The organism is Vibrio hepatarius, from assembly GCF_011806575.1.
Lineage (GTDB): Bacteria > Pseudomonadota > Gammaproteobacteria > Enterobacterales > Vibrionaceae > Vibrio > Vibrio hepatarius_A.
Genome location: NZ_JAATOO010000009.1, coordinates 60049 through 73001, shown reverse-complemented (window position 1 = coordinate 73001; position 12953 = coordinate 60049). Strand labels below are relative to the sequence as shown.

Sequence of the window (12953 nt, the reverse complement as noted above, 5' to 3'; positions counted from 1 at the left end):
CTCGCGTCATGCCGCTGGTTCACAAGCGCGCTTTTCTTGATACATACTTTTATCTGCTTTTGACAGAATGTCATTAATTGCTGTTGGGTCTGCTTTGCCGATATAACTATAATAACCAACGCTGATTGATAGCCATATCCTATGCCCGTTCCAACGTAACACATTGTATTCTATAAAAGAGTGAATATTGCGAATAACCTGTTCGACGTCTTCAGGTTTTGTTGTGCGCTGCAAAATTACAACGAACTCATCACCACCCACTCTTGAAACAAAATCAGAAGAGCGTAAACACCGAGTGAGTAATGACGCGGTGTGTTTCAAAACCGCATCGCCCGCTTCATGCCCTAGCGAATCGTTAATTGCCTTAAACTTATTCAAATCAACATTTAAAACGGTAAATTGAACCGAAGAGCCTTTTCTTGACATGATGCGGTCCAACTCATTGAACAAATAACGACGATTAGGCAATTTTGTCAACTCGTCATGTAACGAGAGTTGATGAACATGAAAATAGTTGTTGATTAGAAATAAAACTAAGATATAGATGACGATAAATGTCATCCAACCAAGCGCACTAAAGAGAGTTCGAAACCAGCCTATACTTTCGATTTCATCAAAATCGGTATATTTAGCAAACAGCGTCCAGTTGCCATTGGGCAAATAGATAGGATAAGTAACATCATACTCAGTTAAAACGCTTGCATCTCCTTCGATCAATTGATCATGTTGATTAGCCACGAGAGCAATGTCGACACCTTTCAAAGTGCGAAGGTTTGATTTTTCAATTAGCTTGTCATAGTTCAAGACGACACTGAATACTCCCCAATATTCATTATTATTTGGAATATCAGTGAATATTGGGTACCTAACGATAAGTGCCCTGCCTCCCTGTACGAGTTCTAGTGGTCCGGTGATATGCACTTTCTTGCTTTGTTTAGCTATCTGCACAGCTTTGTACTGGTTAGGGATGGTACGAAAATCTAACCCCACTGCTTTTTCGTTTCCCTCTAAAGGATAAACGTGAGAGATAATGTCATTTGGGGCTATGCCTATATTTCTTACCAAGCTTGATTTGGATAAAAATTGCTCAGACATCACATGCCAGTTTTTGATGGCGAGATCAGGGTTTAGTGCCACAAACGAAGCAAAGCCATCAGCAAGAAATGTATCTCGATAAACATTGGCCTCTATACTGTGTCGAACCAACGCTAGTTCATGCTGCACTTCTTCTCTTACTTGTTGCACTTGCTTATCAACAAATTTATCGCTGACCAAGCTAATGACTGTGTAAGAAAACAAGAAGTACGCTATCGTCAACACAGTGAAATACCAAAGGTTGAATTTGTATGTCCTTAGCAACACAAATATCTTAGCCTTTTCTCGAATTTAGATTCATAACTATATATTAGACATATTTGGCCAAATAACTGAATTTATGGTGATAATTATCTTTAAAGTATGGCGTTTAGTTCACAACCCTCAAATTGCGTAGGTGAAGATGATTGCGACTAAACTGTATGACTTAATGGCAGAAAATAGATGGATTAAGGGCGAAGGTAGTGGCGTGACAGCGAGCGGGAAAGAAAACTCTTGCAGTTAGCTATCACTTAGGAAAAACGAAGCGAAATAAGTGCTGACTATGCTTAGATATCGTGAAGTTGTTGTTACAGATAAAGGCCATCGCGGACTTCATGAAAACTTTCTAATTAACAAGAAAATTCAATATAGGTTAAAGCAGAGATGGCGCGGCTTTCTGTTTCTTTACCACTTTCCTCCCATTTTCGAAACGCAGCATATTCAGGGCTGAACTAGTCATAAACTTGTCACACTCGATAAGTAGGCTCTCTTCGCAATTTGAACAACACTAACAGATTGAAATGGGACAAAAGAATCACCCGAAAGACGAGAAGATCGTTCAGTTACTTCAACAGCAGGGTTTAATAAAAAGTGAAGTAAAAACGCGCTTAAAAAGCGAAGTCTACCGCCTACACGCTGACGAAGTGGTCAAAATCAATAACTACGCCGAGCATTTCGGCTTAAATGCCAAGCAAAAGCTGATCGATGAAATACTCGACCTTCGACGTGAGACGATGCTATCTAGGTTGACTCAAGTCAAAACCTTATAAACTGATGAACGACTCATACAAGCTTTTTACCAAATCAACGTGAGTTATTACATTCACATACCGTACATTGGTTAATTAACGAGCCGAAAGTTGCTAACCTAGTACGTACTCAATTGACTCTATGTTGCCCCACGGTTCAAGCACGATATCTTGCCCGCCGTTACAAAGAATGATCGGTAAAGGATAGGATTTACACAACCTTCAAATGTTTAATCCACTATTAAATCTGTCTGTTTTGCATTGAAAACCAACAAATCTGCGAGCATAACTTGGTGATCATATTTTAGGACATCGGCAACTTTAAGAATGGCTGTATGCAAGATATACACTGGACAGACGGCGCATTTAGTTACTTCCCGAGTTACACGTTAGGTGCGATGCATGCCGCTCAATTTATGGCGTCAATGAAGCAAAGCGTGGATGTAGACTCAGCGATCCAGTCTGGTGATTTACCCCCTATCTTCACTTGGCTTTCTGACAATATCTGTAATCAAGGCAGCCTGCTAACGACTGACGAGTTGGTGAAACTAGCGACTGGTGAAACGCTTAACGCTACGTATTTCAAAGAGCATTTGAGACGTCATTACCTAAACAACGCTCAAGCAGCTTTGATGAATTTGACGTTTTTTTGCCTGATTGCCGATGTCTTTCAGGCAATGCGTCTTTGATTAGGCTAAGTCGTTTTTAGACAGAAGCTCATTAGAGTTAACTAACTTGAATCCCGTTTTCAGATAATTTTTAGTGCTCAAATAGCAAATTGGCACCACTTGGTGAGGTGCCAATTCTGTACGGTTTTGGACATTTTCTTCCATTACATAAGCATTTAGTACGGTGAAGCTGGGCATACAGTTTCTATGTCATTTCTTCAGCTTCATTTCTTTACAAAAATTTTTTCGTCTTTTTTGATATCCCCTCGTCTTACTAGTGTGAGCCTTATAACCTAAGTGAGGAGGCAACATAATGTTAAAAGTCATTAGCTTTGAGATCTGTCCATTTGTACAACGAGTCACTGCCACTCTTGAGGCGAAGCAGATCTCATATGAAATTGAGTACATCAATCTGCAAGACAAACCGCAGTGGTTCCTTGATATATCACCAAATGCCCAAGTACCTATACTGCTGACTGAGAATGGAACGTTTTTATTTGAGTCGGATGCAATTATTGAGTTTATTGAAGATGAATATGGGCCGCTAGAACAGGATGTTTCCAACGAACAGCGTGCATTAGATCGAGCTTGGAGTTACTTGGGGTCAAAAAATTATCTGGCTCAATGCGGAACAATGAGCAGCAGAGACAAGACAACTTTCGAATATCGAATGAAGAAATTCAGAGCCGCATTTGAAAAAGTTGAAAAGAAACTTTCAAGCAATTCGAAGTTCTTTAAGACTGATGTCTTAAGCAAGGTTGATATCGCTTGGCTACCTTTACTGCATCGCGCTGCTATTGTTAAAGAACATACTGGTTACGACTGCCTATATGGTTTGCCCAAATCTCAATCGTGGCAGAAAGCTTTACTTGATACTGGTCTGTCTGATAAATCAGTGTCGCCGTACTTTATAGAGAAGTTTATGGACGTTTACTTGACTAATACCTATCTCGGAGAGGGCAAGGATGTACTGAGTGCAGAATGTAACTCCAGCAAAGGTTGCGCTTAATATTTTAGCCATAGAACTGCCCTGATTGGCACTTCTATTTACCTATGCCCGTAACTGATGAGTGAATGCGATTGTGGATATTGATAAAGTATGGTTGGAATATGAAAGTAGCCTTAAAGGCTTTCTACATAAAAATATCTCTGACCCAAATGACGTAGAAGATGTGCTTCAAGAGGTATTAATCAAGACCTACAAAAGCCTGCCAAAATTACGTGACAACAAGAAGATCAAGCCTTGGTTGTTCCAGATTGCCAGCAATACCATTATTGATTTTTATCGGCGGCGCAAAGTTGACAGTGATATCTCTGAATATGAGTTTTCGTACACAGAGCCAGAACAAAAGGTGTTACAACAACTATCTAAGTGCATTATTCCATTTATCAATGCATTACCCAGACAGGATGCTGATTTGTTAACAGCTATAGAGATAAACGGGTTAACTAAAAAAGAGTTTGCTGAAAAAATAGGAGTTAATTACTCAACACTTAAATCCAGAGTGCAAAAGAGCCGAAAAGCACTGTTTGGTCTGTTTGATGAATGCTGTTCATTTTCCATTGATAGCCAAGGTCAAGTGATGGACTACCACACTAAAAAGAAGACTTGCACGGGTTGTTAAGGTGTATTAGTTATGGCTACTGAATCTGGTTTACTTGGACATGTCACATCAAACCGATATCGCGTGTGGTTATACTTCCCAAGCTACACACAATAGTGTGATATCTATAACTTCTTGCTTCAAGGATGAAACCTTATAAGCAGTATTAGCCCTAGCCTCCAATTTGTTCCAACTCTCCTACCATGTTCAAGAAACGGCCCTTTTGTGTATTAACTTGTCACACTCGACAAGTAGGCTCTCTTCGCAATTTGAACAACGCTAACAGATTGAAATGGGACAAAAGAATCACCCGAAAGACGAGAAGATCGTTCAGTTACTTCAACAGCAGGGTTTAATAAAAAGTGAAGTAAAAACGCGCTTAAAAAGCGAAGTCTACCGCCTACACGCTGACGAAGTGGTCAAAATCAATAACTACGCCGAGCATTCGGCTTAAATGCCAAACAAAAGCTGATCGATGAAATACTCGACCTTCGACGTGAGACGATGCTATCTAGGTTGACGAAAATGCAAATCGCCGTGGTGTAAAAAACGTAATTGTTAAGGTAGAGGGATAAACTCCTTGTCATCACTGGGAATTTTCGCAAAGCAACCTTAAGTCCAATCGGCTTTGGCTTCCTTAATCCGTTCTCTACGACTAGAAACGAAGTTCCGATCAATACAACGTGGCCCAACTTTATCACCACCAAAAAGCGATACGGGAGTCTTGTTTTAATGGATAACTACACCTTGAGGGTTATCCAAGACAACCAGAGAATGCTCTGGCATATCGGTGTCTTTAGCACGTAAACGACCGTGCACCACATATAAGCCCATTTCTTCGCTTGTTGGTAATGAACGGCGAACAGCAAACCCACCTAACTCCCGCTGTAGCACCATTCGAACAGAAGTGCATCTTCACCAAGCTCACAATCAACCGTCAAATCTTTGTTTATGTTACTCATAACGCTGTTCCCAACGGCGGCATTTATTAACGTCGCTCCCGTTACGATTGTTACAAATTGCTTAGCATGCTTGCGACGTTGGAACTGATTGCATTTGTTGACCTTGACGGACGATGAATAGTCACAAATAGGGTGAATAATCGTGGTCTACGCAAAAGCTTGCGTGAGTAAATTGCCAACTTCCTAAGAGCTCTCCTAAACAACTTCTTAAACTTCAGAAATCACCTACACCACAACAACGAAAAAAACGCTTACAACTGTCTGCATTACATTATTTTGCCCCTTTGATCACAATTATCGATCAAAAAATCACCACGAAACTCAAATTGTGCAATGTTTAAATGACTAGTCATATAGTCAACCATACAACAAGACATAAAATCATATGACTTTCACAACAGTACAGGAGAAAAAGCATGGCAAAAGTACGAACACTGCATGGTGATATTGAAGCGACATATCTAGGGGTGACCTCTTCTCACGACCACATTTTTTGTATTCCCCCTTACTGGAAAAGCAAAGGTGAAACAGATTTGCTACTCGATGATCCTGATGCGTCCCTTCAAGAGCTTGTCGACTTCAAAGCGGCTGGCGTTACCACCGTTTACGATGCAACCGCACCGGACTACGGAAGACAAATTGAAACCGTCGCCAAATTGGGTGCGCAAGCTGGCTTACAAATCATCGGCACAACAGGTTTTAACAAAGGGTTCTTGTGGACAAGCCAAAAGCCAGCCACAGCACAAACCTTCCAAGAATATGTCGAGTCAAACTCCATCGCTAAGCTGACAGAAAATGTCATTGCTGAAGTCGAAGAAGGCATTGAGGGCACCACGCACAGAGCTGGCGTGGTGAAATGCGGAACCGGATACAACCAGATCCATCCTCTAGAGCGCAAAACAATGGAAGTGATTGCAAATGCCTCGATGGAAACTGGCGCACCGTTACACAGCCACACGGAAATGGGCACCATGCTGCTGGAGCAAATCGCGATCTTCAAGCAATTAGGTATGGATATGAGCCGAGTCGGTTTTGCTCACCTTGATAGAAACCCAGATCCTTGGCTGTTAAAGCAAGCAGGAAAAAGTGGCGCTTTCCTTGGCTTCGATGGTGCGAACCGAATCAAGTATTTCCCAGAGCACATTCGCTCAGAGGCACTGATCACCTTGGTTAAGGCTGGATTCAAAGAGCAAATCCTAATTGGTGGCGATTTTGCGCGTAAATCAATGTCTGCCCATTACGGCCTTGGCGGTTTGGGCATGGCCAACCTTCTCACTCACTGGGCGCCAAGATTTATTGAAGAAGCGAATGATGCTGGTCTAGATGGTGAGGCGCTAATTCATCAGTTCTTTGTTCTCAACCCGCAACGCTATTTCGCGATGAAGGAGTGAGCATGGAACTTGAAGTATGTAATGAGCAGCAAGCGATCAAGTTGTTAAGTGAAGCAAAAGTCGCGCTTTTGCCACTTGGTGCCACTGAACCACATGGGAACCACTTACCTTTGGCAACAGATACCTTGCTCGCGACTGAATTTGCTAAGCGTATCGACCAACATTTCGGCGAAGAAACCGTACTGTTACCAACGATTCCATTTGGTCAGGTTTGGTCTCTACAGCACTTTGCCGGCGCCATCGATATCGGGACAGAGCTGCTTTCAGAACTGCTGACGAAGATCGCTCGAAATATGCGCGAATATGGCGTTGATACGCTAGCGGTAATCAACACACATTTTGGCAATTTTGATGCGATGAAAACGGCAGCAAGAGCTCTCAAAGCAGAGGGAGTAACGTTGATTTCTATTACTTGGCCAGGTACGCGAAATATCGCGTTACAGCTTCAAGAGTCGGCGTCACCCCACCCTAGTTTTATGCACGCGGATGAGATCGAAACCAGCCTGGCGTGTTATCTCATCCCCGACAGCGTCGATTTGGATTCGGCACAAGCGAACTATCCTGAGTTCCCCCCTCACTTTAGTTCCGTGCCTTTCCATTGGACCGAATTCAGCAACACAGCAGTGCTGGGTGACCCAACCAAAGCGTCAGCCGAGAAAGGGGAAAAATTAGTGCAAGCTTCACTTGAAGCGGCAATCCAAATAATCACTGATTTCAAAGGAATCCGTAAATGATCACTGAAGACGCAATCAATGTTGGTATCAACGTAGACAATGCAGAAGAGGCAATCAAAGCGATAGGCGCGTTGATGGTTAACTCTGGCTTAGTGGAAGAAGCGTACACACAAGGAATGCTGAACGTATTTCGCGAGTTTGGTCCCTACTGGGTGCTAACAGAGGGCCTAGCCATGCCGCACGCTCGACCAGAAGACGGAGCTCTGAAATCAGGGTTCGCCCTGATCGTGTTAGACACGCCGATTTCATTTGGACACGAAGAACATGACCCAGTGTCACTGATCTTCGGTATGTCTGCTGTCGACAAAGATACCCACGTCGAAAACATTCGCAATCTCACTGGCGCTCTATCAACACCAAACATGATGGATCTGCTTCGAGAAGCTCAAACTGCTGAACAAGCATGCCAGCTACTCAATTCAATCAAGGAATAAACGCAATGAAAATATTAACTGTATGTGGTTTAGGTATGGGCACATCATTAATCCTAAGCATGAACGTCGAGTCTGTACTCAAGTCCGAGTTTGGTATTTCAAACTACAAAATTGAACATATGGATGTTTCATCTGCTCGCTCAGTCTCAGCCGATCTTATAATTACGAATTCTGAGTTCATTGATAATTTGTCAGGCTGTGGCTGCCCGGTTATTGAGGTGAATGATTACCTCAATTTAGAAGAAATCAAAACTGCGCTAAACAAAAGCGGGCTGTTTTAATTAAGGAGTGGGTATGATTGATGTAATAAGTTGGATCACCACCAATATATTTGGTGAAGCATCTATCCTCATCGGTATTATCGTCATGATGGGTTTGGTGTTACAGAAAAAATCATTTTCTGACACAGTAGTCGGCACACTAAAAGGAATACTTGGTTTCCTAATTATTGGTGCTGGCGCAGGGATCATTATCGGTGCTCTATTAACGTTCGAGCCAATTTGGACCGAAGTATTTGGCCTAGAAAAAGCGTCGCTCAACGATATTATCGGTCAAGAGTCGTTTATTTCGCTTTATGGTTCATCAGTAACAATGGCGATGGCGATTGGCTTTGTAATTAACCTGATTCTCGCTCGTTTCACGTCGTTTAAGTACGTTTATCTCACAGGTCATATGATGTTTTGGACCACAATGGTATTCGCGGGTATCGCTGTGAATACTGTGCCAGACGTCGCAGGTTGGAAGCTCACTCTGTTTATTGCGGTGATAATGGGCGTTTACTGGACGCTTCAGCCAGCGATCACTCAGCCATTTATGCGCAAAGTGACGGGTAACGACAACGTTGGTCTTGGTCACACGTCGGCTTCTGTTGCGATCCTTTCAGCGATATTCGGCAAAGTCTTCGCAAAAAACAAAATCGACGCGTCGGAAGTGAAAGTTCCTGAAAAATTAGGCTTTCTGCGAGATTCGAACGTCGTTACTGCTCTGACAATGTTGCTGTTGTTCTACATCGGTACGTTCATCATTCAAATCAAAGGCACACCAAAAGCTGCAGAGATACTGTCAAAATCAGGCGACCTTAGCTTCTACATTTACTCTCTCAAACAGTCTTTGTTGTTCACGGGGGGGATTGCCGTAGTACTACTTGGTGTTCGCATGTTCATTGGCGAAATGGTGCCGGCGTTCAAAGGCATTTCAGATAAAGTTGTACCCAATGCCAAACCAGCGCTGGACTGCCCTATCGTATTTCCATGTTCACAGAATGGGGTTGTTCTTGGTTTCGTCGGTAGCTTTGTCGGCGCGATATTCTGGTTAACCATCATTGGTAATACGACAGGTTACGTATTTGTTCCTTCGATGATCGTTTTGTTTTTCCATGCGGGTACCGCGGGCGTGTTTGGCAACAGCACGGGTGGATACAAAGGCGCGTTATTGGCGGGCTTCTTAACCGCAACTGTGGTTTCTTGGGGACAGTTCCTTTGTGTCCGTTACCTAATTAACACCACGATTCCTGATACAGCTTTGTGGGCCGGTGATTCCGATATGTTTATTTTGGCTCCGCTTGTTCACCTTCTGTCCAAAACGTTCCTATAACCTATGGAGACGGGAGGTAGCAATATCGCCCGCTTGCTAAACATGCCCCAAGCAATGAAACAATATATCGACACCGTCAAAATCAAACTGGATCAGCTACAAGAACAGCACGACATTGTGCAGACAGTGGCTGCACTTATCGCCGACAAACTCAGCAAAGGACATTCCACGTTTTCGTTTGGTGCCAGCCACGCTGGGATTATCACTGAGGAGCTCACTTACCGTGCCGGTGGGCTCGCGACGTTTAATCCGATTTTCACCCCAGCACTCGCGTTAGACGTAAAACCTGTCACTTTGACAAGCCGATTCGAACTCGTAGAAGGATTTGGATGCCAGCTCATAGACTCATCGCCCCTTGGCTCAGGTGATGTGATTTTGGTGCACTCTGTATCCGGAAGAAACCCGATTGTTCTAGACGTTGCGCTAACCGCCAAAAAGAAAGGCGCAACCGTCATTGCAATTACCAGTATGGAAACCGCTCGACAAATTACGTCAAAGCATACCAGTGGCAAACTGCTGCATGAGGTAGCCGATTTCGTGATTGATAATGCCGGTGATTATGGTGATGCTTCGGTAAAGATTGAAGGACTCGCACAGAAGGTTGCGCCTACTTCAACCATCATCGGCGCTGCAATTGCAAACAGTATTGTTGTCTCGGTGGCAGAAAAGCTCCTAGAAATGGGAGTAACGCCTCCTGTTTTGGCCAGTGCAAATCTCGACGGAAATGATAGAATCAACTCAAATATCTTTGAGTTATATAAGAGCCAGATCCATTATTTGTAGGAGTAATATGGACCCTGATATTCCACTGTACATCAGAATCAGAAACGAGATTAGGGATCGAGTGATCTCCGCGGTGTATCAAGACAAAATCGAAGGCGAGTTATCGCTCGCCTCTGAATTCGGCGTTGCCCGTGGTACGGTTAAACAGGCTATAGAATCGTTAGTTGAGGATGGTCTACTGTATCGTAGACAAGGAAAAGGCACCTATGTAAATCAGGATGCCGTCTCTGTATGTTTTCAAGATATACCAGATTTTTTCTCTGGTTACCTAGACGAAGATAATATGACATCTGAGATCATTTCTATCGTCCCAACTAACGCTGAACTTGCCGTTTCAGAGGCGATGAACGTCTCTATTGGAACGCCTTTGTTTAAGATCGATCATAAAGTGATTGCGGAAGATGGGCTATTAGGCTTTGTTGAAACCTATATCAACGGCCAAGAATATCCTGACATTTCTGCCCTGCACTTTGACGAACCTCTCTATGCACAGTTAAGGAAGTTCTATGGGATAGCTCCTGTAACCGTTGAGGATCGATTTGACCATTACATTCCAACGAACATCGAATTGGCATTATTCAATTTAGATAAACCAGAAGTATTTGCCAGCATTCAGAGAAAAGCGAAAGACGTAAGCGGCAACGTGTTGGTGTATTCAAACACCCGCTGCCGAGCCACCTCTTTCTCTCTGATCGTTGATGCGAAAAAGCGTATTGATAATGACAGCGATGGGTTGAGTTGCCGGATCTCTTTCCACAAAAACTAACCCGTTAGAATCATTATCTGCTCTGATTAAAACCACTTAACAATCAGTCATACAGCTAAGCCGACAATATCATTTATTGTCGGTCATTTTTCGCATCCGCAGTTTCTATCTCAATGAATTATTGACGAGAAAAGCAATGCAAACTGGATATTAACGCTTCTCAAAACGAATGAAGCTTAGGTAAAAGGATATTATTATGACGGACTTAAATACCCGATTAGAAAAAATTAAAGTTGTACCTGTGATTGCGATTAAGGATGCGGCTAAAGCGGCAACGTTAGCGCAAGTTCTTATCGAAAATGGATTGCCTTGTGCTGAAGTAACGTTTCGTACCGAACAAGCGCCTCAAGCAATCAAAGCGATGCGTCAGGCCTATCCAGACCTACTCATTGGCGCAGGCACTATTTTGACCTGCTCACAAGTTGATCAAGCAATCGAAGCAGGAGCAAATTTCATTGTTAGTCCTGGCTTGAACCCGACAATTGTAAAATACTGCCAACAAAAAGGTATCGACATAGTACCGGGTGTTAATAACCCTAGCCTAGTAGAACAAGCGATGGAAATGGGTTTAAACACACTGAAATTTTTCCCCGCTGAACCATCTGGTGGTTTGGGCATGCTGAAAGCCATGTCTGCGGTATACCCAGTAAAATTCATGCCCACTGGCGGCGTTAATCCACAAAACGTTAAAGACTACCTAGCGGTTCCAAGTGTATTAGTTTGTGGCGGAACCTGGATGGTTCCCGGTAAACTGATTGACGAAGAACGGTGGGAGGAACTCGGCGAGCTCGTCGCGGACGTGGCAAACATCATCAACTAATAATATGTAATTGGCCAAGTGATGGTGCAAACGCTTTTGTTCACGGTGAGTTTGCGTCGGCACTGGTCCACAGTTAATGGGTGACAAATGACAGGGCAAGTTTAGTCAGCGCTAAGCTCAGCCTTGTGTTTGGATCACATAATGTATCAGCCGTGATCCACCAGCCTAACGAGTAAATTGGCAGACCGTCAAAAAAATAAATTTCATAAAAGTAAAAATAACTCTGGTGATTATCGAAACAACGTGTATAGTGTTCGTAGCTCTTACAAACGAGCTATGTATGTAAAACAAGTAAAAGTCTTCTCTCAGTTACCTTTCGATACCTTTCGTTTAGCTCCTGCGATTGCTTCTCTTCATAATTCATAAATAGCTTTTGTTATCAGCTTTATTTTAAATTTTATTTATATAGAGGTATCTATGTCTAAAACAACTGGTTCAGTTAAATGGTTCAACGAAACTAAAGGTTTCGGTTTCATCACTCAAGACAACGGCGGCGCTGACGTGTTTGTACACTTCAACTCTATCGTTTCTGAAGGCTTCAAAACTCTTGCTGAAGGCCAAAAAGTTAGCTTCGACGTTGAGCAGGGCAAAAAAGGCCCACAAGCTGCTAACGTAACTGCGCTTTAAGATATTCTGGTGTGGTGAGCTTTCACCACACCAACTTCCTCCTTCTTCCCTTTCGTTTTACCACCCTTACTTAACTACCCAACACTTTTCATTTAGCCACCTCCTCTCACGGCTGCTTTTACACATCCATAGGAAAATTATGTCCAGAAGAACAACACGCCAACGACATTGGTATCAACTAATGCGCGATAAAGACACACAACAAAAAAAGGAAACAAATGTATAGAATTGATTTCGACTTATCACAGCAAAACACACAATGGTCATCGCAAATAAATCAGCTAAATAGCGATATATTAAAACGCCACATTCACCCCAGAATGACAACAAATTATTCTTCTATCCACTTTAGCTTTTGCGATAAAAGCAACCAAGGTGATATATTGTCTGACGAAGGAACTAAATTAGGAACATTTAAGATTTATTAAGCCTAATATTTATTTTGTTATCCAATCAGAAGGCAGGG

At 42.8% G+C, this 12953-nt stretch carries 14 protein-coding genes and 2 pseudogenes; 14 read left to right on the top strand and 2 right to left on the bottom strand.

The features are described 5' to 3' along the window. Positions 1-6: 6 nt before the first annotated feature. A complete protein-coding gene (locus HCZ42_RS09110) occupies positions 7-1320 on the bottom strand; it encodes a diguanylate cyclase domain-containing protein (RefSeq protein ID WP_368484182.1) in 1314 nt (437 codons plus the stop codon). Positions 1321-1877: 557 nt separating this feature from the next. On the opposite strand from HCZ42_RS09110, the gene HCZ42_RS09105 reads away from it, so the two are divergent. The 5 genes and pseudogenes from HCZ42_RS09105 to HCZ42_RS09085 all read left to right on the top strand — a co-directional run bounded on the left by HCZ42_RS09105 (position 1878) and on the right by HCZ42_RS09085 (position 4923). After that, on the top strand, positions 1878-2126 hold the full coding sequence (locus HCZ42_RS09105) for a hypothetical protein (RefSeq protein ID WP_167420398.1): 249 nt from the start codon (positions 1878-1880) through the stop codon (positions 2124-2126). Positions 2127-2419: 293 nt separating this feature from the next. After that, positions 2420-2716 (top strand): annotated as a pseudogene (locus HCZ42_RS09100) (carboxypeptidase M32); the annotation flags it as partial. A 370-nt stretch (positions 2717-3086) separates the two neighbouring features. Beyond that, a complete protein-coding gene (locus tag HCZ42_RS09095) occupies positions 3087-3782 on the top strand; it encodes a glutathione S-transferase family protein (RefSeq protein WP_167420397.1) in 696 nt (231 codons plus the stop codon). Positions 3783-3855: 73 nt separating this feature from the next. After that, complete coding sequence (gene sigZ / locus HCZ42_RS09090) at positions 3856-4398, top strand: RNA polymerase sigma factor SigZ (protein WP_167420396.1); 543 nt, start codon at positions 3856-3858, stop codon at positions 4396-4398. 271 nt (positions 4399-4669) lie between these two features. Further along, positions 4670-4923 (top strand): annotated as a pseudogene (locus HCZ42_RS09085) (hypothetical protein). 183 nt (positions 4924-5106) lie between these two features. Here HCZ42_RS09085 and HCZ42_RS09080 read toward each other — a convergent pair. Continuing rightward, complete coding sequence (locus HCZ42_RS09080; protein WP_167420395.1) at positions 5107-5274, bottom strand: hypothetical protein; 168 nt, start codon at positions 5272-5274, stop codon at positions 5107-5109. 481 nt (positions 5275-5755) lie between these two features. Between HCZ42_RS09080 and HCZ42_RS09075 the strand changes: the two genes are divergently transcribed. The 9 genes from HCZ42_RS09075 (at position 5756) to cspE (ending at position 12487) form a co-directional block, all read left to right on the top strand. Then, complete coding sequence (locus tag HCZ42_RS09075) at positions 5756-6730, top strand: phosphotriesterase family protein (RefSeq protein ID WP_167420394.1); 975 nt, start codon at positions 5756-5758, stop codon at positions 6728-6730. 2 nt (positions 6731-6732) lie between these two features. After that, on the top strand, positions 6733-7464 hold the full coding sequence (locus HCZ42_RS09070; RefSeq protein ID WP_167420393.1) for a creatininase family protein: 732 nt from the start codon (positions 6733-6735) through the stop codon (positions 7462-7464). Continuing rightward, entirely contained in the window at positions 7461-7898 is a 438-nt protein-coding gene (locus tag HCZ42_RS09065; RefSeq protein ID WP_167420392.1) for a PTS sugar transporter subunit IIA, read from the top strand. The genes HCZ42_RS09070 and HCZ42_RS09065 overlap by 4 nt, the downstream gene beginning before the upstream one ends. A gap of 5 nt (positions 7899-7903) precedes the next feature. Further along, positions 7904-8179 (top strand): PTS sugar transporter subunit IIB, encoded by a 276-nt coding sequence (locus tag HCZ42_RS09060; RefSeq protein WP_167420391.1) that lies wholly within the window; start codon positions 7904-7906, stop codon positions 8177-8179. 13 nt (positions 8180-8192) lie between these two features. Further along, positions 8193-9491 (top strand): PTS ascorbate transporter subunit IIC, encoded by a 1299-nt coding sequence (locus HCZ42_RS09055; protein WP_167420390.1) that lies wholly within the window; start codon positions 8193-8195, stop codon positions 9489-9491. 54 nt (positions 9492-9545) lie between these two features. Further along, positions 9546-10274 carry a sugar isomerase domain-containing protein gene (locus HCZ42_RS09050; RefSeq protein ID WP_254868921.1) on the top strand — a complete coding sequence of 243 codons (729 nt, stop codon included), beginning with the start codon at positions 9546-9548 and terminating at the stop codon, positions 10272-10274. Between the two features lie 7 nt (positions 10275-10281). Continuing rightward, positions 10282-11040 (top strand): GntR family transcriptional regulator, encoded by a 759-nt coding sequence (locus HCZ42_RS09045; RefSeq protein WP_167420389.1) that lies wholly within the window; start codon positions 10282-10284, stop codon positions 11038-11040. A gap of 196 nt (positions 11041-11236) precedes the next feature. Next, the gene (locus tag HCZ42_RS09040) at positions 11237-11860 is read left to right on the top strand and encodes a bifunctional 4-hydroxy-2-oxoglutarate aldolase/2-dehydro-3-deoxy-phosphogluconate aldolase (protein WP_167420388.1); all 624 of its coding nucleotides are present in this window, start codon (positions 11237-11239) and stop codon (positions 11858-11860) included. 417 nt (positions 11861-12277) lie between these two features. After that, complete coding sequence (cspE, locus tag HCZ42_RS09035; protein ID WP_053410397.1) at positions 12278-12487, top strand: transcription antiterminator/RNA stability regulator CspE; 210 nt, start codon at positions 12278-12280, stop codon at positions 12485-12487. Positions 12488-12953 lie beyond the last annotated feature (466 nt).